We start from the raw sequence: 24,681 nt of genomic DNA, 5'->3' as shown, positions 1-24,681 counted from the left end.
GGAAAACCTGGTGACGAGATACGCACTCAGGGAAGACAGTTCCGTTCGACGTCCTGCACGACGAATTTTGCGGCGCGGTGCCAGGCTTCGTCCGTATCGCCACGATAGGTCAGGAAACGGTCGCAAGTCGGCCGATTGGACTGGAGATCGAGCAATGCGTATTTCACCCATCCAACGAGAGTGCTCATCTTGTGGACCTCGCCAATCAGCAGATGACTCGCGCCGGCTGCTTTCGCCTGCCTTGACAGCGTCGCGAGCCCCAATCCACGCGGAGTGCATTGGTCATGTCCGCAATCCATGGAGGTGACGTCGACCCTGCGGTCTTCCGACAATTGTTCCCGCACCGTCGACACGAGCGCAGACAGCCGCTTCTGATGTATGGCTGATTGGTCCCGGATTTCGCCAGAGGTATCCTTAAAGTCGAAATCGGCAATGGCGAGGGTTGGCGCCTTTGCGCCTTCGGCCATGGCGATCGAGGACTGGACGCCGACGCCGATTAGGATTGGAACGATTGCACAAACTGTGCAACGAAATCTCGCTGATGTTTTCATTGGTTCGACTCCTCCCGAGTTCGTTTGCCGTCTGTGCCCCTCTCATCTCTGCTCGACGAATATTGCCCTGGAACGCCCTGCATTCTTGCCATTTGGTGCCACGCCGGTGACAATATCCGCCTTATGGCACGGTTCGGGCTGACAAAAGCGCGGTCCCTGGGGCCGATCGTCGATGCCGTTGAACGGGCGGGGGGAAACGTCGCTCGCGTTTTCTCGCGTGCCGAAGTTCCGCTCGGGATTACCGATTACCCCGAACGGCTTATTCCGCTGCGTAGCCAGCTTCGCTTGCTTGAATTCGCCTCCCAGGAGGTTGGTGACCCGGTGCTCCCCGCGCGTCTTTCTCTGAAGTCCGGGGTGGCGGGCCTTGGCGTTCTCGGGGAACGCGTCCTGGCCGCCGAGCGGCTGGAAGCGGCGATCTTCAGCGCAAACCAACTGATGGGTTCACTGCTGCAATCATGCACCCGGATAGATCTCACCGTTCGGGATGATGTGGCGAGGTGGAGCTACAGCTTGACCGATTGCAATGAAACTGGACGGCAGAAGAACGAGTTCCTGGCCCTCGGTTACATGACAGATCTGATACGATCATTTCTCGGAAGGAACTGGACGCCGCTTCGGGCCGTCGTATCGGGGTCGCAGATCGAGGCGCGGTCGGAAGCCGAGCGCACGTTGGGCGCTGCACTTGTCCTCGGCACCGAAGCTGTCCTCTACTTCCCGGCCGACCAGCTTGATGCACTGAAGCCCGTGCGATCAGAGCCGCCGGCTACTCCGGATTGCTCCGACGCTCCGATTGGCGACGACCTCCTGACATGCATCGAGCATCTGGTCCTCCTGGAATTACTGGATGGCCGCCCCACGATTGACCGGGTGGCCCGTCGTCTTGGGCTACCGAGGCGTACTTTGCAGCGACGGTTGGCGGAGCGAGGCACCAGCTTCGACAAGGTCTTGACGGTCGTGTTGGAACGTCAGGCGGAGATGTTGCTCTCGCTGCCGGAAATGTCACTTTCGCAGATCGCATTGCACCTTGGATATGCCGATCATGCGCACTTCACACGCGCGTTCCTCGGCTGGAAGGGCATGTCTCCGCGGGAATGGCGGCTTACCGGACGCTCCTCACATCGGTAGGGTATTGGCCATTCAGCCGAGTTCGAGCGTCGTCGTGCCGTAGATGTCGTCCATCACAAGTCTCGGCGCCGGCCCCCGGTACATCCGCTTGGTCGCGAACCCTTCCGAAAAACCGAGTGCCCAGAGATGTTCGGCGAAAGCTTCCTGGCCGACGGGAGCGTCGATATGAAGCGTGCCGCCGCCCGAGGCCGCCGCGCAGGCGGCGACAAGGGCCTTGGCATCCTCGAGGCCGTCGGCGAAGAGCGGCCCGATCTTGAAACCCTCGTGACACTCCCGGACGACGGCATAGCCGTGCACGCTTCCGTTCCGTAGCACCGCCCGGGCGTGGCGGGGCTCATCCAGCCATGCTCGCAAGAAGCCGTCCCGTTCGGCCGGAAAGTGGGGGCGGTCATAGGCAAGGATCCGGGGAACAAGCTCCGGTGTCACTGCGACGACATGGGCCCCCGGTTGCGGATGCGCGGGCCGCCCGCTCCAGCGCAGCGTGTCATAGGCCGCGACGAAGCCCATGCGGGCATAGTTCGCCTGCTGTGCCGGAACGCCGTCGAGCCCGATCGTGCGCGTTCCTAGACGGGTCATGCCGTCATCCCAGACCAGCTTGCCGTAGCCCCTGCCGCGATACTCCGGACGGCAGATATAGAGACCGATAAAGCCGAAGTCCTCTCCGTAGGCGACGGCGGATATGCCGGCGACGAGTTCTCCGCCGAGGAAGCAGCCGAGGAAGCCGTCCGGGTCGGCCATCCGGAACGCCGCGGCGTCGGCGAGGCCGGGGTTCCAGCCTTCGTCTTTGGCCCAGCCGACGAGGCGCTCGACCCCGGCACCGTCGAGAATGCGGATTTCCGGCTGCGGCTCGTCCATCACACCCCCATGGCTGACGGCGCGAAGGCCCCCATCGCCCCGTCATATCGCTTGTCGACCGGCCGAGCATAAGCGCTTCGCTTGGCCGTGGACAAGCCCATGGCCACCAGCGCCTCCGCCTGCTTGACGGCGGCGGCAACGCCGTCGACCACGGGTACGGAAAATTCGCGCCGGAGATCGAGGGCGAGATCGGCCATGCCGGCACAGCCGAGCACGATCGCTTCCGCCCGATCACCTTTCAGCGCCGCGGCGATTTCGCTGCGCAGACGGTCGCGGGCGTCCGATTGCGGGTCTTCGAGCGAGAGGACGGGAATGTCCGCGGCGCGGACCATGCAGCGCCCCGCCATGCCGTAGCGGTGGACGAGCGCCTCGACGGGAATACGCGAGCGCTCCACGGTCGTGACGACGGAGAAGCGCTGGGCGATGAAGCTGGTCGCCGCCAACGCCGCCTCGCAGATGCCGATGACCGGAATGCACGCGAGCGCGCGGGCGGCGTCGAGGCCGGTATCGTCGAAGCAGGCGATGATCGCCGCCGCCGCGCCCTGTTTCTCCGCCCTGACGATTTCGAGGAGCAGCCCCGGCACGGCGAGTGCCTCGTCGTAATAGCCCTCGATTGAGGCCGGCCCCATCGACGAGGTGATCGCATCGATGACGGTCGAGGGATTGGCGACGCGACGGGCGGCATCTCCGATGGTTGCGGTCATGCTGGCGGTCGTGTTCGGATTGATGACGGCGATGCGCATGAATGGGCAACCTCAACCGTCGCAACGACGGCGATTGATGAAGGAGATCAGCGCCAGCGTCCCGCCGATCACGAGGAAGGAGAAGAGCGTGGTCACCGTTCCGAGCGCATAGAGGACCGGCGTGGTGACGTTGGTGGTCATGCCGTAGATCTCGAGCGGCAGCGTGTTGTAGGTGCCGGACGTCATCAGCGACCGGGCGAACTCGTCGTAGGAGAGGCTGAAGCCGAAGAGGCCGATACCGACGAGGGAGGGCGCGATCATCGGCAGCACGACATGGCGGAAGGTCTGACAGGCACTCGCCCCAAGGTCGCGGGCGGCCTCCTCGTAAGCGGGCGAGAAGCGGTTGAAGACGGCGAACATGATCAGGACGCCGAAGGGGAGCGTCCAGGTGAGGTGCGCGCCGAAGGCCGACGAATACCAGGCCGGCTGCAATCCGAGCTGGCTGAAGAGCACGCCGATCCCGAGCGAGATGATGATCGAGGGGACGACGAGGCTTGCGACGGAGAGATAGAAGAGCGCCGACGCCCCGACGAAGCGGCGGCGGAAGGCGAGCCCCGCAAGCAGCGACACGAGGACGGTGACCACCATCACCATCAGACCGAGCGCGAAGGAGCGACGGAAGGAACCGCCGAAATCGCCGACGGCCTGTTGTTCGAGGAGATTGGCGAACCAGTGCAGCGACACGCCGTTCAGCGGGAAGGTGAGGCCGCCGTTCGGCCCCTGGAAGGAGAGGATGAGGATCGCCGAGAGCGGACCGTAGAGGAACAGCACGAAGAGCCCGAAGAAGGCGGCGAGGACATAGAATTCGCGCGAACGCTTTTCCCGGTACATGTCAGAGCTCCTTGCGGATGTCGACGACGCGCAGGATGGCTGCGACCATCAGGAGGACGAGGACGAGCAGGACGACCGCATTCGCCGCGGCTGCCGGATATTGCAGCAGCGACATCTGGTTCTTCATCATCAGTGCGACCGAGGCACTCTGGCCGCCGGACATCACCTGCACGGTCGAAAAATCGGCCATCACCAGCGTGACGACGAAGATCGTGCCGATCGCCATGCCGGGCTTTGCGAGCGGAATGACGACGTTTGCCAGCGTCTGCCAGCCGGATGCGCCGGCGTCACGCGCCGCCTCCAGGAGGGAGCGGTCGATGCGCATCATGGTGTTGAAGATCGGCGTCACCATGAACAGCGTGTAGAGATGCACCATGGCGAGCACGACCGCGAAATCGGAATAGAGCAGCCATTCCACCGGCTCTGTCACGATGCCCGAGGAGACAAGCGCGCTGTTGATGAGCCCGTTGCGCCCGAGGACCGGGATCCACGAGATCATGCGGATGATGTTCGAGGTGAGGAACGGCACCGTGCAGACGAGGAAGAGCACGGTCTGCATCGCGGCGCTGCGAACATGGAAGGCGAGGAAATAGGCGACCCAGAAGCCGACGAAGAGCGTGATCGCCCAGACGATCGCCGCGAACTTGATCGTGTTGAGATAGGTCTTCCAGGTGACCCACGAGCCGAGCGTCTCGGAATAGTTGAAGGTGACGAAATCCGGATACATCTGGGCGAAATCGTAGTCCCAGAAGCTGACGACGCCGATCATGACGATCGGAACGAGAAGGAAGACGTCGAGGATGAGCACCAGCGGCGCGGCCTGCAGATAGGAGGCGAGCCAGCCCGGCAGGCGGATGGAGCGCTCAGGTCGGTCCTCGCCAACGCCGATAAATCGCACTGCGGTCATGGTTCTTGCACCCTCGGTTAGCCGCATTGAATACCCCCTCTGACCTGCCGGCCATCTCCCCACAAGGGGGGAGAGACCGTGCTGAGACCTCCCCCTTGAGGGGGGAGGTCGCGGCGAAGCCGCGGGTGGGGGTGACCCATTGGAAACCTGCACCCCACCCCGGCGCGATGCGCCGACCCTCCCCCTCGAGGGGAGGGTGGAAATCACGCCGCGATGAACTCGTTCCAGCGGCGGACCATGTAGCGGTCCTCGTCCATCACCGAGTTCCAGCAGGCGACCTTGCCCATGCGCTCTTCGAAGGAACCGCCGTCGCGCACCGCACCCGCTTTCTCCATGACCTTGCCTTCGGGGGAGAGGATGTCCCCTGCCGCCGGCTTGCCCTCGATCCAGTAGCCCCACTCGTCGGCAGACATGAATTCCTTGGCCGTCTCCATGCAGGCGGAATAGTAGCCCTGGCGGTTGAGGTAGCCGCCGACCCAGCCGGACGTGTACCAGTTGATGTATTCGTAGGCTGCATCGAGCTGCGCGCCGGAAAGGTGCGAGGCGAGGCCGAGACCGCCGCCCCACGAGCGGTAGCCCTCTTTCAGCGGCTGGTACTTGCAGGCGATGCCCTTGGAGCGGACGGCGGCCACCGCCGGCGACCACATCGACTGGATGACCACTTCGCCGGAGGCCATCAGGTTCACGCTCTCGTCGAACGACTTCCAGAAGGCGCGGAACTGGCCCGCCTGCTTGGCCTCGATCAGGAAGTCGATCGTCTTGTCGATCTCTTCCTTGGTCATGTTACCCTTGTCGGCATACTTGATCTTGCCCATCGCCTCCATGATCATCGCCGCATCCATGATGCCGATCGACGGGATGTTGAGGATCGAGGTCTTGCCCTTGAACGCCGGGTCCATGATGTCGGCCCAGCTGGTGATCTCGCGGCCGACGAGGTCCGGACGGATGCCGAGCGTATCGGCATTGTAGATCGTCGGCATCATCGTGAAGAACTCGGTCTCGCCGGAAGCGAAGGTCTTGGCGTCCTTGCTTTCGACATAGCCGACGGTGTGCGGCGCCGTCCCTTGCGCGATCACGCTGTCGGGCAGGAGCTTGCCGGTTTTGAACAGCGGTACGACCTTGTCGTAGTATTTCAGCTTCTTCGTCTCCATCGGCTGGATCACGCCGGTCGGATAGACCTTCTTCAGGATCCAGTATTCGACGTCGGCGATGTCGTAGGAGTTCGGCTGGGTGACGGCGCGCTGGGCGGCGGCGTCGCTGTCGGTCGCCGTCATCTCGAGCGTGATGCCGAGCTCGGCCTTGCACTTCTCGGCGATGGCGTTGATGTTCGACACGCCCGTGCCGAACTGGCGGAGCGTGATCGGGTTCTGTGCCCAGATCGTCGGGAAGCCGGTGATTGCGCCGGAGCCGGCGGCGAGGCCGGCAGCCGCGGAGGCGGTCTTCAGCAGGTTGCGGCGGGTAATACCCTGCTTCTTCGTATTGGTCTCGGTCATGCGCAGTTCTCCTCTGTGGTTTTTCTTGGTTGCTCAGGGATTGCGGCCTCGCGGGCGGCCGAGGACGATCGCGTCGCTCGAGGCCCAGGAGAGCGGGACGGCTTCTCCGATCTTCGGCTGGCGGGCGAAGAAGTCGGTATCCCGCGTCACGACGGTGAATTCGTCGAGGCCGGCGCCTGCGATCGAGAGCCGCACGGTCGCGCCGAGATATTCGATATTGCCGACGATGCCTTGGAAGCCGCAGCCATGGGCGATCGGCTCGCCGAGGCGGATGCGATCGGTGCGGACCGCGATGTCGGCCGGCGCGCCGGTCTCCGCCGCCGGCCCATCTGCGTGGAAGCGGCCGCCGTTCGGCACCTCGATCGTCTGCCCCGCCGCGTCCGATGCGACGACGCGGCCGGAAATCACGTTGTGATCGCCCATGAAGCGGGCGACGAAAGCGGTCGCGGGCCGCTCGAAGACGGTGCGTGGCGGCGCCGCCTGCTCGATCCTGCCTTCGTTCATCACCACGATGAGGTCGGCGAGCGCCATCGCCTCTTCCTGGCTGTGGGTGACGTGCACGAAGGTGATGCCGAGCGAGGTCTGCAGCTTCTTCAGTTCTGCGCGCATCCGCACCTTGAGGAAGGGGTCGAGCGCCGAGAGCGGTTCGTCGAGGAGGAGCACCGCCGGATCGGTGATCAGGGCGCGGGCAAGCGCGACGCGCTGCTGCTGGCCGCCGGAGAGTTGCGCCGGTTTCCGCGTTGCATAAGGTTCGAGCTGCATGAGCGCCAGCATCTCGAGCGCCTTGGCGCGGCGCGCTTCCCGCCCCATGCCCTTCATCTTGAGACTGAAGGCGACGTTGTCGACGAGATCGAGATGGGGAAAGAGCGCATAGGACTGGAACATCATCGCCGTCCCGCGCCGGGCGGGCGGCAGGTCGGTCACCATCGTGTTGCCGAGCAGGATGTCGCCGCTGCTGACCGTCTCGTGGCCGGCGATCATCCTGAGCGTCGAGGTCTTGCCGCAGCCCGAGGGGCCGAGGAGGCAGCAATAGGTGCCGGCGCGGATCTTCAGGCTGACCGCATCCACGGCCGTCGTGGTGCCGTAGATCTTGGTGATCGATGCGATGTCTATGTCTGCGGCTTTGCTCATGCACGCGCTCTCCAGGTCCGCAAGAGAGCATGCATCGCCCGTGCCAGTTCCGGCCGGTAGGCATCAACCGACTGGAACGGAAAGGCTATTGCGCGTCGACTGTCGTTCATCGGACCGCTGATGGTCCGTTGTGCCCAGATTCTGGACGGCTGGTGGCGATGTTATGGGCAGATTGTACACAATATCACTGCATCTTTGCATTCATCGCCGGATCGGCTAGTTTGGAGCGAAATGCGAAGCGGGACACAGGCCATGGATGCCACGGAAAAGGCGAGCACTTCGGAGAGTGCGCCGGACGACCGGTCGGCGGCGATCCGGGAGTCGCTCAGGAGCGCCATAGTCGACAGACGCCTTGCCCCCGGCACCAAGCTGACCGAAAGCGAGGTCGGCGCGCTGTTCGACGCGAGCCGGACGGTGGCACGGGCCGCGCTGCAGATGCTCGCCTTCGAGGGGCTCGTGAGAATGGAGCGCAATCGCGGCGCCTTCGTCTCCAGTCCGTCTCCGGAAGAGGCCCGCCAGGTCTTCGCCTCGCGCCGGCTGATCGAACCGGGGATCGCGATTGCGGCCGCCGACCGCATCACCGCGGCGGACATCGTGGCGTTTCGGCGCCATCTCGAGGAAGAGACGTCCCACATGAACGAGCGTGGCCCCGCCGCCCGCCGGGCGGAGATCAAGGCCTCCGGTGATTTTCACCTGATGGTGGCATCGATCTCCGGCAACCTGATCCTCAAGCGCTTCATGGAGGAACTGATCGCGCGTTCGTCGCTGGTGATTGCCCTTTACGGCCGAACGGGTGTCTCGAGTTGCGGACACAACGAGCACGCCGACATCCTCGACGCCCTCGAGCGGCGTGACGGGGAGAAAGCGGCGAATCTGATGCTGCATCACATCGACCACATCGAGGCCGATCTCGATTTCCGCACGCCTGAAGGGCTCGCCTTGCGCGATGCGCTCGGCATCTGAAACGCATCGGTGTCTCCGGTGCCGCCCGTCATTTTTTCGGAATGACGCTGATCCCGCCGCTCGCCTCGAGGATCGCGAAGCGGATCTGGTCGAGGCTGGTCACTCCCTGCTGCCGGCCGGCGGCGAGCAGGTCCTCCTCGTCGAGCCGGGCCCAGCGGAGCGCGTCGGTATCCACTTCACCGTCACGGACGAGAACCGTCGGTGTTCCGTCGACCATGATCGCGACCTTCGGCAGCCACTTCTTGACGTAGGAGAGCGCGATGTCGATGCCGAACAGGGTGAGGATGAGGGTCGCGGCGTTGACGATCGAAAAGTCCTCGCCGAGCATCGCCTGCTGGGTGGTTTCGGCGATGATCAGCAGCAGCACGAAATCTAAGGCCGTCATCTGCGCGATCGTTCGCCGTCCGGAAAAGCGGATGGCGATCAGAAGCACGAAGTAGATGGCAAAGCCGCGGATGACCGAATCCATGCTTTCCCCCTATGGCCAGACGAAGGTCTCGGCCGACACGCGCTCGCCGTTGAGGCCGAGGAAATAGGAGACCTGCCCCGGATGTAGCGGCCGCAGGTTGATCGATACCAGGAGCGGCTCCGTCTCCGACGAACCGAAATGGTAGACCGTCGACGACTGCCCCGGATCGGTGTGCGCAGGGGGAGGCTGCATGGTTTCGATCTGGAACTTGGAGAAGAATGCCGCTGCGAGCGTCAGGTTCTGATCCTTCGACGGCGCGAGCGTGACGCAGATCTCGTCGGGCGCTTCCCAACGCGAAAATCGGGGCACGTCCGCAACGGAGCGGTCGGACAAGAGCGTCGAGCGCGAGAGCAGGCCGCCGGAACCGGTCATGCCGAGGGTGACCGCCACGAGGACGACTGCGAAAAGCAGCCAGGCGAACCGCTCGACCCTCCAGAACGTCTCCTGAAACGCGCGGTGCTCCATGATTTCGAGGTTCTGCTGCTCCTTGGCCATGCGTCTACACATCCTTCATCCCGCCGGTAAACGCGCAATCGGGCCAAGCGTTCCGGTCGGACGGGGAACCGTCCTTCGTGCCAGCCGTTGTCGGCGTGAGGAGACACGCCAATGCAGCGTCTGATCCATTCGTCCTCGTCAATCTTGCAAGCTGCTTCCTGATCGGAGTCTCCGTGGGTGTGTTCGTTGTCTTGCGGGCAGGTGGATTGCCCGGCGGCGACTTCGCGAACGATCCGCTCGTGGTCGTTCTGTTGCTTTACGCCTTCGGAGCGCCGTTCAGCCTCGGCTATCTATCGACGGCGCTCTTCCTCGGCGGTCGCGATTGACGCGGCGGGAACAAAAGCGAAGGCCGGAGAATTGAGGTGCGGTCTCGATCCGCAGAAGGGGATGTCCATGGATAATCGCAGCGCCGGCCTCAAGATCGTCGCCGGCTACGGGCACGCCCTCGGCGCCACCTCCGACGGCGGGGGAACGAATTTCGCGCTCTTCTCGTCCCATGCGGAGAAGGTGGAGCTCTGTCTCTTCGACGAAACCGGCCAGCTGGAGGTCGCCCGGCTACAGCTCCCGGAATACACCAATGAGGTCTGGCACGGCTATGTGCCCGGCGTTAAGCCGGGCGCACTCTACGGCTTCCGGGTGCACGGGCCCTTTGATCCGGAGAACGGTCACCGGTTCAATCCGAACAAGCTGCTTCTCGATCCCTATGCCCGTGAACTCGTGGGTGAACTCAAGCCCTCGAAGGCCAATTTCGGCTACGAGATCGACAGCCCGGAGAAGGACCTCTCCTTCAGCACCCTCGACAATGCCGCATGTGTGCCGAAATGCCGGGTGCTTGGCCCGGGCCGGAAAGGGGGCGCCGAACGCAGGGACTTTCGGGTGCCGTGGGCGGATACCATCGTCTATGAGACCCATGTCCGCGGCTTTGCCAAGCTAAACCCCGCCATTCCGGAGGACTTGCGGGGCACGTTTGAAGGACTCGGGCATCCGGCGTCCGTCGATTATATCCGCAGTCTCGGCGTCACGTCCGTCGAACTGATGCCGATCCAGGCCTTCTTCGACGACAGCCTCCTGCTCGACAAGGGATTGCGCAACTACTGGGGCTACAACACCATAGGGTTCTTCGCGGCCGCCGCCCGCTATTGCGGGCCGCAAGACGCGGACGGACTGAAGACGATGGTCCGCGCCTTCCACGACGCCGGCATCGAGGTCATCCTCGACGTCGTCTACAACCACACCGCCGAGGGTAACGAGCTCGGCCCGACGCTGTCGATGAAGGGCATCGACAATTTTGCCTATTATCGCACCATGGCGGACTCCCACCGATACTATGTGAACGACACCGGGACCGGCAACACGGTGAACACTTCCCATCCGCGCGTGTTGCAGATGGTGATGGATTCCCTGCGCTACTGGGCGGAGGAATTCGAGGTCGATGGCTTCCGCTTCGATCTCGGCACCATCCTCGGGCGCGAACCACAGGGCTTCGACCGGCGCGGCGGCTTCTTCGACGCCATCACCCAGGACCCGGTGCTTGCGACCAGAAAGCTCATCGGCGAACCGTGGGACATCGGACCGGGCGGCTACCAGGTCGGCGGCTTCCCACCGGGCTGGGCGGAATGGAACGACAAGTATCGCGATTCCTGCCGCGACTACTGGCTCGACGCGGACAACTGCGCCCCCGATTTTGCGGCACGCCTGCTCGGCTCCGGCGATATCTTCGATTTCTCCGGTCGCCGCCCGTGGACGAGCGTCAACTTCATCACCGCCCATGACGGCTTCACGCTCAACGATCTGGTCTCCTACGACCACAAGCACAACGAGGCCAATCAGGAAGGCAACAACGACGGCCACAATCATAACCGGAGCCACAATTACGGTGCCGAGGGGCCGACCGACGATCCGGCCATCAATGCGGTCCGCGAGCGGCAGCGGCGGAACTTCCTCGCCACCCTGTTCTTCTCCCACGGCACGCCGATGCTGGTGGCCGGCGACGAGTTCGGCCGCTCCCAGATGGGCAACAACAATGCCTATTGCCAGGACAATGAAGTTAGCTGGCTGCATTGGGAGAACCTGCCGGAAGGCTGTCACCAGTTGCGCGAGTTTGCCCGGAAGGTGATTGCGCTTCGCCGCGCCCAGCCGCTCCTGCGGCGGGCAAACTGGCGCGATGGCACGCTGATCGACTGGTTCAACCACAAGGGCGGGCCGCAGCGTCCCGAGCACTGGCTCGGCGGCAACGCCCTGACCCTTCGGCTGCACCGGTCCGATCTCGAACAGCAGGCAGGTGTCTGGAGCGACATCCTGCTGATCTTCAATCCGGAGGACCGCGACCTTCACTGCCGGTTACCGAAGACCGGCGGCGCCGGGTGGGTGCTCGAACTTACGACGAGCGACGGCCAGACCGGGGAGACCTCGAAGGAAGGACAGACGCGGGTGATCGCCGCCCGTTCGATGGCGCTGTTTCGCCGGCCATGATCCGACCGCTGCCATGCTGGCGGATCTCCCTTGGCGGAACAAAGGCCGGCGGCGGATGTTCGGTCCCGCAACCGTGTTCCGCAGGAGGCTATCCATGACCGCCACGGCAAGCCGCGTCCGCGAAAGGACCGCTCCGGAGATCAACCGCAGGATCGATGACGAACTGCGCGAGCGGATACACTTCTTCGCCAACATGCCGCAATATATCGATGCGCGCCTCAGGACCCTCGACGAGGAATGGGACGTCGAACGGGTGCTCGAAGCGAACGCGGCCACGTTCTCGCTCCTCGGACTGGTGCTCGGGTCCCGGGTCGACAGGCGGTTCTACGGGTTGTCGGCGCTGGTCGCGACGTTCCTCCTCCAGCACGCGGTCCACGGCTGGTGCCCGCCGCTTCCGATCCTGAGGCGACTCGGATTCCGGACCGCGGCCGAGATCGAGCGGGAACGTTACGCATTAAAGGCGCTGCGTGGCGACTTCGTCATGTCGGGGAGCATGAAGCGGGATCTTGCGACGATCCTGCGGGCCGTCGGGCTCGAATGACGCTCGGCGCAACCCCGGCATCGTGGCCGGCCGGAGGCGCGCCTACGAAATCCGTCCCCTTTCCGCGAGAAAGTCGAGGAGGGCGCGCACGCGCGAGGGGAGCGGTCCGCCCTGGCCGATGTGGATGGCGTGGAACGCCTCCCGGTCACCGGGATTGAAATCCTCCAGCACCGGCACAAGGCGACCCTGGGCTATGTCCTCGCGCGCCGTGAATTCTGCGAGCCGTGCGAGCCCGTTGCCTTCGAGCGCCAGCCGGCGCAGCGCCTCGCCGTCGCTCGCCTGGATGCGCCCCACAGCCGGAACGATGACGGTCTCGCCGTCCTTCAGCATCGGCCAGCCATCGACCGTCCGCACATAGCCGAAGCCGAGCCGGTTGTGCCGGTCGAGGTCCTCGATAGAACGCGGCGTGCCGAGGCGTGCGAGATAGGCCGGTGATGCGACGACCACCATTCTCGCCTCCCCGAGCTTGCGGGCGACGAGACTGGAGTTCCGCATCGGGCCGGCACGCACCGCGACGTCGGTCCGCTCCGCAAGCAGGTCGACGATCATATCGGTCTGCACGAGATCGAGCGTGATCTCGGGATAACGGTCCAGGAATTCCGGCAGAACGGGTGCCAGGATATGGGTCGCGTAGGAAGCGCTGGTGTTGAGCCGGATACGCCCGACCGGCTGCTCGCCGGCACCTGCCGCGCGCTCGGCCTCTTCGATGTCCGCGAGAATGCGTGTCGCCCGCTCATAGAAGGCGCAGCCCTCCGGGGTGAGCTGGAAGGCACGCGTCGAACGGTTGACGAGCCGTGTGCCGAGCCTTGCCTCGAGGCGGGCGACGAGCTTGCTCACCGCCGACGGCGTGATGCGGCAGGCGCGCGCCGCAGCCGAGAAGCCGCCTTGCTCGACGATCCTGACGAACACTTCCATTTCGCCGGACCGATTGATTTCCGCTCGCGCCATTGTTCCTCTATTTCACAAATGATGTGCCAAGCGGCATACTATATCATCTCCCTCGCCATATCTATCTCCTGTGTCGGACATCACCATCACAGGAGTCATCATGCCGCTCGCTCTTTACGCACTGACGGCCGGGGCCTTCGGCATCGGCGTCACCGAATTCGTCATCATGGGACTGCTGCTGGAGGTGAGCGCCGACTTCGGCGTGTCGATCGCAGCGGCCGGCCTGCTCATCTCCGGCTACGCGCTCGGCGTCGTCGTCGGCGCTCCGGTTCTGACCGTGCTGACCGCGCGCTGGCCGCGCAAGACGGTCCTCGTGGCGCTGATGGCGGTCTTCGTGGTTGGCAACGCCGCCTGCGCCCTTGCGCCCGACTACAATATCCTCATGGCCGCCCGCATCCTCACCGCACTCGCCCACGGCACCTTCTTCGGCGTGGGCTCGGTGGTCGCGACCGGGCTGGTTTCCGAGGATCGCAAGGCTTCGGCGATTGCCGTCATGTTCACCGGCCTGACCGCCGCCAACATTCTCGGCGTACCGCTCGGCACCTGGATCGGCCAGCACTTTGGCTGGCGCGCGACCTTCCTCGCAGTGACTCTGGTCGGGATTGCGGCGATAGCGATCATCGCCCTACTCGTGCCGCGGGACGGACGGCCGTCGGATACAGGCGACTGGCGGCGCGACCTCTCAGCCATCCTGCGCGTCCCCGTCCTTCTCGGGCTCGTCACCACGGTTCTCGGCTATGCCGGCGTCTTCGCCGTGTTCACCTATATCGCTCCGATGCTCACTCGCATCACCGGCTTCGAGGCGGCCGCCGTGTCTCCGATCCTGCTCGTCTTCGGCGGCGGTCTGGTGATCGGCAATCTGGTCGGCGGACGGCTTGCCGACCGCAACCTTCTTGCCACCGTCTTCGGGACGCTCGTCGTGCTCGCGCTGGTGCTCGCCCTCATGTTTCCGGGTCTCGGCTCGCCCGTCACGGCCGTCCTTCTGACGGGTGCTCTGGGGGCCGCCGGTTTCGCGACCGTCGCGCCGCTGCAGATGTGGGTCCTGTCGCGGGCGGATGGCGCCGGCCAGAGCCTCGCCTCCTCCTTCAACATCGCCGCCTTCAACCTCGGCAACGCCATTGGTGCTTGGGCCGGCGGTGCGGTCATCGATCATGGGCCCGGCCTCGCCTTCGTGCCGCTTGCGGCCGCCCTCTTCCCCACGGCCGCGGTCATCGTGGCGGTGACCGCCGCCGCGACGGGCCAGCGCTCCGCTTCCGCCATCTGATCTTCTCCATCCTCTGAAAGGACAATCCCATGGACTATCGCTTTCTCGGACGCTCGGGCCTCAAGGTTCCGGCCTTGAGTTTCGGCGCCGGCACCTTCGGCGGCTCGGGCCCGCTCTTCGGGGCCTGGGGCAACACCGACGACAAGGAGGCCCGCCGTCTTGTCGACATCTGCCTCGAGGCCGGCGTCAACCTCTTCGACACGGCGGACGTCTATTCGGCCGGCGCGTCCGAGACCGTGCTCGGCGCGGCGCTTAAGGGCCGGCGCGACCAGGCGCTGATTTCGACGAAGACCGGCCTGCCGATGAGCGAGGGACCGAACGACGCCGGCACGTCGCGCTTCCGGCTGATCCGTGCCGTCGAGGATGCGCTGAAACGGCTCGACACCGACTATATCGACATCCTGCAGCTTCATGCCTTTGATGCGGCGACGCCGGTCGAGGAGGTTCTCTCGACCCTCGATACCCTCGTGCGTGCCGGCAAGGTCCGCTATGTCGGCGTGTCGAATTTCTCCGGCTGGCAGATCATGAAGGCGCTCGCCGTCGCCGACCGGCATGGCTGGCCGCGCTATGTGGCCAATCAGGTCTACTATTCGCTGATTGGCCGCGATTACGAATGGGACCTGATGCCGCTCGGAGCAGACCAAGGGCTCGGTGCCCTCGTCTGGAGCCCGCTCGGCTGGGGACGCCTGACGGGCAAGATCCGCCGCGGCGTGGCCCTGCCCGAGGGCAGCCGGCTGCATGAGACGGCAAGTTTCGGCCCGCCGGTGGAGGACGAGCACCTTTACCGCGTCGTGGATGCGCTGGAGGTGATCGCCGAGGAGACCGAAAGGACCGTGCCGCAGGTGGCGCTCAACTGGCTGACCCGCCGGCCGACCGTCGCCTCCGTCATCATCGGCGCCCGCAACGAGGAGCAGCTGCGCCAGAACCTCGGCGCGGTCGGCTGGTCGCTCACGGACGAGCAGGTCGCGAGGCTCGACGCAGCAAGCGCCGCCACGGCACCCTATCCGCATTTCCCCTACCGCCGCCAGGAGGGCTTTGCCCGCCTTGCGCCGCCGATGGCCGGGTGAGGGCGATGGAGTGGGGACGATGATATCTCGCCGTCGTATACGAGAAGGTGCGACGGCTTAGTCACCGCTCAGCAGGACACTGAGCGGGTGGGTCGGCCGGGCGTCAGGCGTTGTTTCGTTCCTCCAGCGCGTGTCCGGCCGAACCTTGTTCGATCTGAATTCCCGCGTCCGGCCAGATGCGCAGAGCTTCCAACCGGAGGCTCGAAACGGCGAAGATTGCGGCATCGTCACTCATGTCGAGTTCGCGCGCGACCGCCTTGACCAGTCCTCGGTCCAGCAGCAGGTTCAGCACCCCGGCCATCTTGCGGGCAATATCCGCGCCGTAGGCCCTTTCGGCCTTTTCCACTGCGACGGCGGGAATGCGGTGGTGCGTTTCGACCAGACGGCCAAGATCGATGGCATCACGATAGCACACAGCCCGGTCGAAACACCTGTCGGCGTTTGCGAGCAATTTTTCCGCGAACATGTCTTCGACGCTGAGGATGGGCACCAGAAGAACAGGGTCGACACTCCCGCTCAGGTCGATGCGGGCTACTCGCACGATCTCGAACCTGATGCGCTGTCCCTTGTGCTCGAGGAGGGTGCGGATTCCGTAACCATCCGCCTGGATCTCCCGAAGAGGCTTGACCTCGGCCGGAAAGACGGCCCCGATCCCCTGCTCGAAGAATACATTGCGCAGTCTTCTGTATCCATCGAGATCGGCGCAGAGGAAATCGAGGTCGAGCGACTGGCGGTATTCGCCGTTCTTCAGGACGATTGCGGTCCCGCCACCAAAGAAGCACCTGCAACTGAGCAGAAGGTCGCCGTTCATCGAGCGGAGGACGTCCGCGATGTTTTCATGTTGACGTCGACTGAAGCTCATTGGATTTCCTACCGCAGGTCACAGCAGAACTCGTTCATTCCGAAGCCATGAGCACGTTCGTCGCGATCAGGCGGTCAGCATCCGGCCGTTTCCGAACTCTTCGGTGAGTTCGTCAATGAGAAGGCGTTCCCTGTCGGTGAGATGTTCACGGTTCACAAAGCGCCAGTTGCGCTCGTAGAGCGAAAATACGTCCCTGGCAGGCATTGGACGTGCGGGATCGCGGTTCCAGACGAGAGCGCCAAGCTCCGGGAATTCCGCAGGCACGATCATCGATCCAAAATGCATCGTCATAGTTGCAGTTCCTAGCAGAAAAATGCGGAACAATCAAATAGTTCGGCAGACCAGCCCGGTTCGCTGTCGGGCGCGCGCAGCTATCGGCGTTCCATCTCGGTGTCGCGGAGCGCTCAAGGGGACGTGCGCGGGAACCGTTGCCTTTCCTCCAGCACGTTCAGGTCCATGTGGTTTCGCATGTAGCGCTCCGAGGCCTTCTGCAGCGGCTGGTAGTCCCACGGATAGTAGGCGCCGTTGCGAAGCGCGGCGTAGACGACCCAGCGTCTCGCCTGGCTTTCCCGGACGGCGGCGTCGAAGGCTCGAAGGTTCCAGCGCTCCCTGCATTCGGCGGTCAGGCGGGCGAGATCGTCAGCGTGGCGAGGGTCCCCGGCGAGGTTCCGCAACTCGTCGGGGTCTTCTTCCAGATCGAAAAGAAGCGGAGGATCCTTCTCGCAGAGCGTCAGCTTGTACGGTCCGGCCCGGAGCCCGACGAGCGGCGCCTCGGAGCCTTCCGCGGCATATTCCATGGGGACGGATCCACGGTTGCCTTCTCCCCGGACGACGGGACCGAGATCCTCACCGTCGGTCCAGGGGCGCACGGACGCGATGTCGATGCCGGCCATCGCTGCGATCGTCGGGGTAACGTCGAGCGTGGAAACGGGCGTTCTGACGAGCCCAGGCTTCCAGCCGGCGCCCGATATCATCAGCGGCACGCGTGCCGACCCTTCGAAAAAGCTCATCTTGAACCAGAGGCCGCGTTCTCCCAGCATGTCGCCGTGGTCGGAGACGAAGAGCACGACGGTGTTTTCACGCATCCCCGTCCGCTCCAGCACGTCGATGATTTCGCCGATCTTCTCGTCGACATAGGAGATGTTGGCGAAATAGCCGCGCCGCGCCCGCCGCACGTCCTCTTGGCTGATCTCGAATGCGTCGTGGTCGCAGGCGACGAGAAGGCGTTGTGAGTGGGGATCCTGCTGGTCGAAGGGGATGGCGCCGACTTTCGGGTCGAGCGCCGGGCAATCCTCGTAGAGATCCCAGAATCGTTTGCGCGCGACATAGGGGTCGTGCGGGTGGGTAAAACTGACGGTCAGGCACCATGGTCGGTCGTCATTGCCGCGCGCGAGATCATAGAGCTTGCGGGTCGCGTGGTAGGCGACCTCGTCGTCATATTCCATCTGGTTGGTGATCTCGGCCGTGCCGGCGCCCGTCACGGAGCCGAGATTGTGATACCACCAGTCGATCCGCTCGCCGGGCTTCCGGTAGTCGGGCGTCCAGCCGAAATCCGCGGGGTAGATATCCGTCGTCAGCCTTTCCTCGAAGCCGTGAAGCTGGTCGGGTCCGACGAAGTGCATCTTCCCCGAGAGGCAGGTCTGGTAACCGGCCGCGCGCAGGTGGTGGGCAAAGGTCGGGATGTCGGAGGCAAATTCGGCAGCATTGTCGTAGACACGTGTGCGGCTCGGAAGCTGGCCCGACATGAAGGAGGCCCTCGCCGGTGCGCAGAGGGGGCTTGCCGTATAGGTGTTGGCGAAGCGCACGGAGCGCTCCGCCAGCGCCTTCAGGTTCGGCGTGTGCAGGAACTCGGCAGGTCCGTCGGCAAACAGCGTTCCGTTCAGCTGATCCACCATCAGGACGAGGATATTGGGTCGCGCCATAACGTCTTTCCTGCTCAGAGCCCGAGGGTTGCCTTGACGGCCTCGGCGCCCGGAGCGCCGTCGAAGGTCGTCACGCCCTCGAGCCATGGCCCGAGCGACTGCGGGTTCTCCTTCAGCCAGGCGGCGGCCGCTGCCTTCGGCTCCTCGCCCCCGAGGATTTTCCCCATCAGCGTGTTCTCCATGGCGATATCGAAGGTGAGCTGCTTGAAGAAGCGTGCCGCGTTGGGGCACATTGCCGGCCAGCCGGTCCGGGCGAGCGTATAGACCTCGGCCCCGCCGTAGTTCGGTCCGAAATAGGCATCCCCGCCGGAAAGATAGGTGAGCTCGAACCGGTTGTTCATCGGATGCGGTGCCCAGGCGAGGAAGACGATCGCCGCCTTCTTCTCGCCCGCCCGCTCCACCTGGGCCAGCATCGCCTGTTCGCTCGATTCGACGAGCTTCCAGTCGCCGAGACCGAACTCGCCCGCGTCGATCATCTTCTGGATGCTGCCGTTGGCGGGTGCGCCGGGCTCGATCCCGTAGATCGAGCGGTCGAATTCGTCGGCATGCTTCTGAAGGTCCGAGAAGTCCTTGACGCCCTCGGCCGCGACATAGGACGGCACGGCAAGCGTGAACTTCGCGCCTTCGAGGTTCCGGGCGACGATCTCGATGGCCTCGGCCTTTTTCAGGTCCTCGATGAAGGCGTTCTGCGCCGGCATCCAGTTGCCGAGGAAGACGTCGATCTCCTTGTTCTTCATTGCCTCGTAGCCGATCGGCACCGAAAGCGTCTTGACCTCGGCTTCGTAGCCGAGCGCCGAAAGCAGAACGCCGGCGACGCCGTTCGTCGCGGTGATGTCAGTCCAGCCGGGATCGGACATCCGGATGGTCTTACAGGCCGCGTCTTCACCGGCATGGACAGCTCCGGCGATCGAAACGGAGAAAAGGATCGCCAGCGTGACGCCGGCGACAGCAGGAGTCTTCCTCATTTTCATTCCCCTTGTTATTTGATTTCCGTATTCGTCGGTCTATTTTCCTTCCCTGTGAAGACGGGTTTTCTCGATGCTTGCCATAAGGATTTTCGATGCGAGAGCGACCGGTTGACCTCGGCTGGATGCGCGTCTTCGTCGAGGCGACGAGACAGGGCAGTCTGACAGCCGCGGCAAACGTCCTGAACATGTCGCAGCCGGCGATCAGCTATCACATCCGGCGGGCAGAGGAGGAAGTGGGGGTCGCGCTCTTCGAGCGCGTCCACCGTGGCGTCGAGCTCACCCCGGCGGGGCGGCAGCTGTTCGAGATCGCCCGGCGCGCGGTCGGGGACATCGACGACGCCGTGCGCGGGTTCCATGCCGAGCGCGACCGCGGGACGATCCGGCTGTTGACGGACTATGCCTTCTCCGCGCTCTGGCTGATGCCAAGAATGCATGCGGTCCGGCAACTCCATCCCGAACTGGACATCCAGATCGTCGCGACGCAACGCTTCCAGCAGACCCGTCTCGGCGAAAACGAGATTGCCGTCGTCTTCGGTGCGAAGAGCGACGTGAAGGCGGACGCCGTCCTGCTCGTACCGGAGGTCGTCACGCCGGTGTGCACGCCCGCGTTCGCCGAGAGGAACGGACCGTTCGACGACCCGTCCTCGCTCGCCCGATCGACGCTGATCCACCTCGACAGCCCCTCGCAGGCGCCGTGGTTCGAATGGACGACCTATCTGTCGCACTTCGGCGCGAAGAGGGAGGCGCAGGCCGGCCATGTCGACCTGACCTTCAACACCTATTCGCTCGTCGTGCAGGCCGCGCTGACGGGGCAGGGAATTGCGATCGGATGGGAGGGGCTCGTCGACGCATCCATGTCCTCGGGCGTTCTCCGCGCCGTCGGCCGGACACTTGAGGCGAAGGGACGCGGCTATTGGCTGGTGGCGCCGGACCAGCCGGGCCGCCACGTCGAATGGCTGGCAAAGTGGCTGGTGAGCGAGGCGAAGGACAACGGCTGGTGTGCGGGTGTTTGAGGATGATGATACCAGAGGGGCAGGGTGAAGGGATCGCGCTACGCCTGGGCGGAAGCTCGAGTTCTAGGCGGATCTACGGTGAATGATGGCGCTGCTTTCCGTGACTAATGCTAGGCTGGATGCGTATCCCGGATACGTCGATATTTGTCCAATGCAGGAGCAATGGATATGTCTGTGAAAGAGCGCATCAGAAGATATCGGGAGACTGGAGGGGCATCCGATCTCGTCAGGGTAGAGGTACTCGTGCCGAAAGCTCGGCGTGAAGAAATCTTGACGGTTGCCGCCGAGTTCCGTGCGGAGCATCGCAGCGAGAAGGCGCGATTGGCGGAATTCATCAGGATCGCGACCAAAAAATTCGGGCTCCGGGTGTTCGACAATATCGACACCGAAGGGTTGAATGATCTTCCGCAGAAGGCACGAGTTATCGCCAACGCTCTCATGGAGCGCGGTGATGCGCGAGCTTATGCATTGGGACGACAAATGATTTCGCAATTGGAGACGGGCGCTGATGGCACTGACGCGGCCCCAGCGAGATATCATGGCCTCCATCGCCGGGAACCGTTCCGACAGCAGTTATATCGCCCGAGGGATCGTCCTGAACATGGATTGGCCGCGCATTTCGGACGACATGGATATCTTCCACGATACCGATGAGGAAATCGGATCTGCCGCGGAAGCCGACATTGACTGAAGGCCGACGCCTTCGAGGTCTCTGTGGAGGTCAACATCTATGGCTGCGTCGAAGCAAGCGTAAAACGTGGAGGCAAAGGCACCCTCGTCCAATGGATGAGCGAAAGTCGGACCCGCTTCTTCCCCCTCGTCCGCGATGCGGAATGGGGCGCTCGTCTGCACCGGACCTTGCAGTGAACAAGGTGATCGCCGCCTCAACACGGACCAAGGCCCGGGATCGAATACCGCGAAGCGACATCGGAACCCGAAACCCCCGGAATTGCCTGAGACAGGCAGTCGGTGGGGGGAGCCGACTAGCCCATGTCCTCACAACAGCAGACCAAGACCGGCGACGGTGATCACCAGAGTGGCGACGACGAGGGCGAGAAGGATGGCCAGCGCGATGTGGCGGCTGCGCAGTGACCGGGGCACCGCCTCGTCATCGCCGCGCATCGCGGTGTCGAAATCCTCCGACCGGTCGACGGGGCGGCCGGCCCGTTCACCGACGCGTGCCAGGCGCGCCTCCTGCGCGGTCAGCGGCGTCCCCGCCGCCTCACCGTCCGTTTCGAGCGGCGCGGCCGCCGGGTCGAAGCCTCGCCGCTTGTCTCCGGTCAATCCCCGCTGGATGTCACCGCGAATTTGGGCGGCGGTGTCGCCCGTTTGTCGGCGTCGGGGATCGGTCATCGTCTGCTCCGTGTGTCGCGGCCTTCCGGCCCTCAGTGACTGGCCTGCAGGTCGGCTTCGGCCCGGGCCAGATAGGTCTTCACCGTCCTGTCGGTATTGGCGGCAAGCCAATTCGCCATCGCTTCCTCCTGCTGCAGGATTGTTTCGAAGACGGCCTTCGATTGCGTGTCACCGACCGCCTCGGCCGCTGCGATGAGCACGCGGTAGCTCTCGATTTCCATGTGCTCGAAGGTGTAGCCGGCAAGCGTCCCCTTGACGACCTCGTCGCTTGCGAAGATGCCGCTCATCCCCTGCATGGTTGCGGTGAACTTGCCGGCGACATCCTTCAGCATCGACGGATCGCCGTCGAGACGGTCGAGAACGCGCTCCAGCGCCTCGGACTGGCCACGGGTCTCTTCGATGTGATGCTCGATGCGGGTCCGCAGTTCCGGATAGTTGTCGAGGCGTTTGGCCTGCGAGGTGAGCATTGTGATCGCCTGCTCTTCCATCGCGTGGGCGTCCCGAATCCAGCCGATATAGTTGTCGCGCAGTTCGCTCATGGCGTCTCTTCTCCGTGTTTTGTTTCGATTGTCGAGACAGGGAGAACCCCCGGAGGCCTCAAGGGTTCCCTGCATGCTCGCCGATATGCCGCAGATCATCGACAAAGGATCGCCGCGCCGCCGCGACATCGGCATGGCCGCGGACGCGCAGCAGGTAGGAAGGATGGATCGTCACAAGCACCGGCGGGCCGGAGGGCGGCGCGATGACCTGCCCGCGTGCCGCGGTGACCTTGATGCCGTTGCCGAGGAGGGCGTAAACGGCGGTCGCACCGAGGGCGACCACCAGCTGCGGGCGCAGGACGGCAAGCTCGGCTCCGAGCCACCAGGCGCAGGCCCGCACCTCACCGGCATTCGGTCGCGAGTGCAGCCGTCGCTTGCGGCGCTGGCTGAACTTGAAATGCTTGACCGCATTGGTGACGTAGCAGATGTTGCGGTCGATGCCCGCCTCGGCGAGGCACTCGTCGAGCACGCGCCCGGCGGGGCCGACAAAGGGACGTCCGGCGATGTCCTCGCGGTCGCCCGGCTGTTCTCCAACGAGCACGACGCGCGCATCCCTAGGGCCCTCGCCGAAAACGAGCCGGGTCGCACTTCGGTAGAGCTCGCACCGCTCGCAGCCCGAGGCTTCCTCCTTCAGCGCAGCCAGGGACCGCGCGTGTGGGTGGTCTGAGGTGAGGGCGGGTCCGGCCGGGATCGTTTTGCCGTCGGTGCTCATTTCGCCCGAACGGTTGCCTGCCACGCTTGTTCCGGAGGCGCCGTTTCGGGGAACCTTTTGGGCCTGGCTCCGGTTTGGGACACGAACGCCGCGTCCGCCGGCCGAAAAGCGTCGTGGCGGCGGGAACGCCGGTCGCCGACCGCGGATGACGGCGTCGTCTCCGCTCAAGAAAGGAGCATTGCCATGAAAGTGTCCGACATCATGTCGCGCGACGTCCAGGTCGCCAGGCCGCATCAGAGCATCGCCGAGATCGCCAAAATCATGGCCGATCGGGAGATCGGCTTCATGCCCGTCGGCGAGGATGACCGGCTGATCGGGACCGTTACCGACCGTGACCTCGTCACCCGCGCGCTCGCCGATGGCCTCGGCACCGATGCGAAGGTGCGCGAGGTGATGACGCGCGACGTCAAATACTGTTTCGAGGACGAGGATATCGACGAGGTGACGCGCAACATGGGCAAGATCAAGGTGCGCCGCCTGCCGGTGGTGAACCGTGACAAGCGGCTGACCGGCGTCATCTCGATCGGCGATGCCGCGCTCGGAGATGCGCAGGCCGCCGGTTCGGGCCTCAGCAAGGTCGCTCGCCCGGGCGGCGCCCACGCGCACTGAGGCGATGCGTGAACCGCCTGCCGGCGCGGGCCGCGTCCCGCGCCGGCTGCTCACGCCGAACTCCCGGACTGTCCGCGGAGTCAGAGGCAACCCTGCCGCGCCGGCTGCCCTTCGATGATGAGACCGGCCTCACGGCATCGAATTCGCGATCTCGGCGGGCTCGCCGAGTTCGGCCTGCAGCCGCTGGCGGGCACGGAAGAGGCGGCTCTTCACCGTTCCGACGGCGCACCCGCAGATGACGGCCGCATCCTCGTAGCGCTCGCCGAGCATCACGACCAGGACGATGATCTCGCGATGGTGCTGTGGCAGGCGTGAAAGGGCGCGCTTGACGTCGGACAGACGCAAACTGCCCTCCTGGTCGGCGGCGATCTGGGGCATCTGCGAGACGCAGTCCTCTATTCCGACCGGCTCGCGATCGGCCGTGCGCCTGCGGGTGAGAAAGGTATTGCGCATGATGGTGAAGAGCCAGGACTTGAGGCGGGTGCCGCGTTCGAATTTGTCCAGGTTGGCGAGCGCCTTCATCAACGTCTCCTGCACGAGGTCGTCGGCTTCGTCCGGTTTTCGGCAGAGAGACCTGGCGAAGGCGCGCAGGGCCGGTATGAGGTCGACGAGCTCGTGATGCGCAACAGTTCCTTGCGGATACGTGGTCACGACCGGTAATCCTCTTGGTTGCCAGCAGTGCGGGTGTTCCCGGTCAACGCGACAGGCCGGTCCTGGTTCCCGAGACTTCTACGTTAAGTTGCCTGCGCTCGTCTGGGGCGAATGCGTTGAAAAGGATCGCGCCGGGGCATATTCTCCGATGAGGAGAGGAGATCTTCCTCGCCATGTTCCATCGTGCGCTTCGACCT

Annotated in this window: 28 protein-coding genes; 10 read left to right on the top strand and 18 right to left on the bottom strand. The window is 64.4% G+C overall.

From position 1 onward, the window contains the following. Positions 1 to 26: 26 nt before the first annotated feature. Positions 27 to 551 carry a DUF2380 domain-containing protein gene (locus tag ACM6UT_RS15450; protein WP_416798231.1) on the bottom strand — a complete coding sequence of 175 codons (525 nt, stop codon included), beginning with the start codon at positions 549 to 551 and terminating at the stop codon, positions 27 to 29. A gap of 123 nt (positions 552 to 674) precedes the next feature. Here ACM6UT_RS15450 and ACM6UT_RS15445 point away from each other — a divergent pair, with 123 nt between their 5' ends. Next, on the top strand, positions 675 to 1,676 hold the full coding sequence (locus ACM6UT_RS15445) for an AraC family transcriptional regulator (RefSeq protein WP_416798230.1): 1,002 nt from the start codon (positions 675 to 677) through the stop codon (positions 1,674 to 1,676). Positions 1,677 to 1,688: 12 nt separating this feature from the next. Here ACM6UT_RS15445 and ACM6UT_RS15440 read toward each other — a convergent pair whose 3' ends face one another. The 6 genes from ACM6UT_RS15440 to ACM6UT_RS15415 all read right to left on the bottom strand — a co-directional run bounded on the left by ACM6UT_RS15440 (position 1,689) and on the right by ACM6UT_RS15415 (position 7,636). Beyond that, entirely contained in the window at positions 1,689 to 2,531 is an 843-nt protein-coding gene (locus ACM6UT_RS15440) for a GNAT family N-acetyltransferase (protein WP_416798229.1), read from the bottom strand. Further along, the gene (locus ACM6UT_RS15435) at positions 2,531 to 3,274 is read right to left on the bottom strand and encodes an aspartate/glutamate racemase family protein (protein WP_416798228.1); all 744 of its coding nucleotides are present in this window, start codon (positions 3,272 to 3,274) and stop codon (positions 2,531 to 2,533) included. Before ACM6UT_RS15435 ends, ACM6UT_RS15440 begins: the two co-directional genes overlap by 1 nt. A 12-nt stretch (positions 3,275 to 3,286) precedes the next feature. Continuing rightward, entirely contained in the window at positions 3,287 to 4,105 is an 819-nt protein-coding gene (locus tag ACM6UT_RS15430; protein WP_416798227.1) for an ABC transporter permease, read from the bottom strand. Between the two features lies 1 nt (position 4,106). Continuing rightward, positions 4,107 to 5,012 carry an ABC transporter permease gene (locus ACM6UT_RS15425; protein WP_416798226.1) on the bottom strand — a complete coding sequence of 302 codons (906 nt, stop codon included), beginning with the start codon at positions 5,010 to 5,012 and terminating at the stop codon, positions 4,107 to 4,109. Positions 5,013 to 5,215: 203 nt separating this feature from the next. Further along, positions 5,216 to 6,505, bottom strand: coding sequence for an ABC transporter substrate-binding protein (locus ACM6UT_RS15420; RefSeq protein WP_416798225.1), 1,290 nt, complete (start codon positions 6,503 to 6,505; stop codon positions 5,216 to 5,218). 33 nt (positions 6,506 to 6,538) lie between these two features. Then, positions 6,539 to 7,636: an ABC transporter ATP-binding protein gene (locus ACM6UT_RS15415; protein ID WP_416798224.1), complete on the bottom strand. Its 1,098-nt coding sequence runs from the start codon at positions 7,634 to 7,636 to the stop codon at positions 6,539 to 6,541. Positions 7,637 to 7,888: 252 nt separating this feature from the next. On the opposite strand from ACM6UT_RS15415, the gene ACM6UT_RS15410 reads away from it, so the two are divergent. Continuing rightward, positions 7,889 to 8,599, top strand: coding sequence for a GntR family transcriptional regulator (locus ACM6UT_RS15410; RefSeq protein WP_416798223.1), 711 nt, complete (start codon positions 7,889 to 7,891; stop codon positions 8,597 to 8,599). 28 nt (positions 8,600 to 8,627) lie between these two features. On the opposite strand, the gene ACM6UT_RS15405 is transcribed toward ACM6UT_RS15410, so the two are convergent. Both ACM6UT_RS15405 and ACM6UT_RS15400 read right to left on the bottom strand, forming a co-directional pair. After that, positions 8,628 to 9,068, bottom strand: coding sequence for a DUF421 domain-containing protein (locus ACM6UT_RS15405; RefSeq protein WP_416798222.1), 441 nt, complete (start codon positions 9,066 to 9,068; stop codon positions 8,628 to 8,630). A gap of 9 nt (positions 9,069 to 9,077) precedes the next feature. After that, a complete protein-coding gene (locus ACM6UT_RS15400) occupies positions 9,078 to 9,563 on the bottom strand; it encodes a hypothetical protein (RefSeq protein ID WP_416798221.1) in 486 nt (161 codons plus the stop codon). 173 nt (positions 9,564 to 9,736) lie between these two features. On the opposite strand from ACM6UT_RS15400, the gene ACM6UT_RS15395 reads away from it, so the two are divergent. The 3 genes from ACM6UT_RS15395 (at position 9,737) to ACM6UT_RS15385 (ending at position 12,576) form a co-directional block, all read left to right on the top strand. After that, positions 9,737 to 9,889: a hypothetical protein gene (locus ACM6UT_RS15395; protein ID WP_416798220.1), complete on the top strand. Its 153-nt coding sequence runs from the start codon at positions 9,737 to 9,739 to the stop codon at positions 9,887 to 9,889. Positions 9,890 to 9,956: 67 nt separating this feature from the next. Beyond that, positions 9,957 to 12,035: a glycogen debranching protein GlgX gene (gene glgX / locus ACM6UT_RS15390; RefSeq protein ID WP_416798219.1), complete on the top strand. Its 2,079-nt coding sequence runs from the start codon at positions 9,957 to 9,959 to the stop codon at positions 12,033 to 12,035. A gap of 94 nt (positions 12,036 to 12,129) precedes the next feature. After that, positions 12,130 to 12,576: a hypothetical protein gene (locus ACM6UT_RS15385; protein ID WP_416798218.1), complete on the top strand. Its 447-nt coding sequence runs from the start codon at positions 12,130 to 12,132 to the stop codon at positions 12,574 to 12,576. 42 nt (positions 12,577 to 12,618) lie between these two features. Here ACM6UT_RS15385 and ACM6UT_RS15380 read toward each other — a convergent pair whose 3' ends face one another. Further along, on the bottom strand, positions 12,619 to 13,524 hold the full coding sequence (locus tag ACM6UT_RS15380) for a LysR family transcriptional regulator (protein ID WP_416798217.1): 906 nt from the start codon (positions 13,522 to 13,524) through the stop codon (positions 12,619 to 12,621). 100 nt (positions 13,525 to 13,624) lie between these two features. Between ACM6UT_RS15380 and ACM6UT_RS15375 the strand changes: the two genes are divergently transcribed. Next, a complete protein-coding gene (locus ACM6UT_RS15375; RefSeq protein ID WP_416798216.1) occupies positions 13,625 to 14,788 on the top strand; it encodes an MFS transporter in 1,164 nt (387 codons plus the stop codon). A 29-nt stretch (positions 14,789 to 14,817) separates the two neighbouring features. Next, positions 14,818 to 15,855 (top strand): aldo/keto reductase, encoded by a 1,038-nt coding sequence (locus ACM6UT_RS15370; protein ID WP_416798215.1) that lies wholly within the window; start codon positions 14,818 to 14,820, stop codon positions 15,853 to 15,855. Between the two features lie 103 nt (positions 15,856 to 15,958). On the opposite strand, the gene ACM6UT_RS15365 is transcribed toward ACM6UT_RS15370, so the two are convergent. The 4 genes from ACM6UT_RS15365 to choX form a co-directional block, all read right to left on the bottom strand. Next, positions 15,959 to 16,666, bottom strand: coding sequence for a nucleotidyl transferase AbiEii/AbiGii toxin family protein (locus ACM6UT_RS15365; RefSeq protein WP_416798264.1), 708 nt, complete (start codon positions 16,664 to 16,666; stop codon positions 15,959 to 15,961). Between the two features lie 117 nt (positions 16,667 to 16,783). Further along, positions 16,784 to 17,008, bottom strand: a complete 225-nt coding sequence (locus ACM6UT_RS15360) for a hypothetical protein (protein ID WP_416798214.1) — start codon at positions 17,006 to 17,008, stop codon at positions 16,784 to 16,786. A gap of 113 nt (positions 17,009 to 17,121) precedes the next feature. Next, positions 17,122 to 18,639, bottom strand: a complete 1,518-nt coding sequence (gene betC, locus ACM6UT_RS15355; protein WP_416798213.1) for a choline-sulfatase — start codon at positions 18,637 to 18,639, stop codon at positions 17,122 to 17,124. 14 nt (positions 18,640 to 18,653) lie between these two features. Beyond that, positions 18,654 to 19,610, bottom strand: a complete 957-nt coding sequence (gene choX / locus ACM6UT_RS15350) for a choline ABC transporter substrate-binding protein (protein ID WP_416798212.1) — start codon at positions 19,608 to 19,610, stop codon at positions 18,654 to 18,656. A gap of 89 nt (positions 19,611 to 19,699) precedes the next feature. Here choX and ACM6UT_RS15345 point away from each other — a divergent pair, with 89 nt between their 5' ends. Both ACM6UT_RS15345 and ACM6UT_RS15340 read left to right on the top strand, forming a co-directional pair. Continuing rightward, a complete protein-coding gene (locus ACM6UT_RS15345) occupies positions 19,700 to 20,620 on the top strand; it encodes a choline sulfate utilization transcriptional regulator (protein WP_416798211.1) in 921 nt (306 codons plus the stop codon). A gap of 168 nt (positions 20,621 to 20,788) precedes the next feature. Further along, positions 20,789 to 21,274 carry a hypothetical protein gene (locus tag ACM6UT_RS15340; protein WP_416798210.1) on the top strand — a complete coding sequence of 162 codons (486 nt, stop codon included), beginning with the start codon at positions 20,789 to 20,791 and terminating at the stop codon, positions 21,272 to 21,274. Positions 21,275 to 21,616: 342 nt separating this feature from the next. Here ACM6UT_RS15340 and ACM6UT_RS15335 read toward each other — a convergent pair whose 3' ends face one another. From ACM6UT_RS15335 to ACM6UT_RS15325, 3 genes are read right to left on the bottom strand one after another with little or no spacing between them, the layout of a single operon-like run. Further along, a complete protein-coding gene (locus tag ACM6UT_RS15335) occupies positions 21,617 to 21,973 on the bottom strand; it encodes a hypothetical protein (protein WP_416798209.1) in 357 nt (118 codons plus the stop codon). A gap of 32 nt (positions 21,974 to 22,005) precedes the next feature. After that, complete coding sequence (locus ACM6UT_RS15330; protein WP_416798208.1) at positions 22,006 to 22,512, bottom strand: ferritin-like domain-containing protein; 507 nt, start codon at positions 22,510 to 22,512, stop codon at positions 22,006 to 22,008. Between the two features lie 58 nt (positions 22,513 to 22,570). Continuing rightward, positions 22,571 to 23,224 (bottom strand): UdgX family uracil-DNA binding protein, encoded by a 654-nt coding sequence (locus ACM6UT_RS15325; RefSeq protein ID WP_416798263.1) that lies wholly within the window; start codon positions 23,222 to 23,224, stop codon positions 22,571 to 22,573. A gap of 183 nt (positions 23,225 to 23,407) precedes the next feature. Here ACM6UT_RS15325 and ACM6UT_RS15320 point away from each other — a divergent pair, with 183 nt between their 5' ends. Next, positions 23,408 to 23,833 (top strand): CBS domain-containing protein, encoded by a 426-nt coding sequence (locus ACM6UT_RS15320; protein ID WP_416798207.1) that lies wholly within the window; start codon positions 23,408 to 23,410, stop codon positions 23,831 to 23,833. A gap of 129 nt (positions 23,834 to 23,962) precedes the next feature. Here ACM6UT_RS15320 and ACM6UT_RS15315 read toward each other — a convergent pair whose 3' ends face one another. Then, complete coding sequence (locus tag ACM6UT_RS15315) at positions 23,963 to 24,484, bottom strand: sigma-70 family RNA polymerase sigma factor (RefSeq protein WP_416798206.1); 522 nt, start codon at positions 24,482 to 24,484, stop codon at positions 23,963 to 23,965. Between the last annotated feature and the right edge of the window lie 197 nt (positions 24,485 to 24,681).

Source organism: Ciceribacter azotifigens (assembly GCF_048159625.1).
Classification (GTDB): Bacteria; Pseudomonadota; Alphaproteobacteria; order Rhizobiales; family Rhizobiaceae; genus Allorhizobium; species Allorhizobium azotifigens.
Note: the sequence above shows the minus strand (reverse complement) of the source record. Positions and strands in the feature narration are given on the sequence as shown.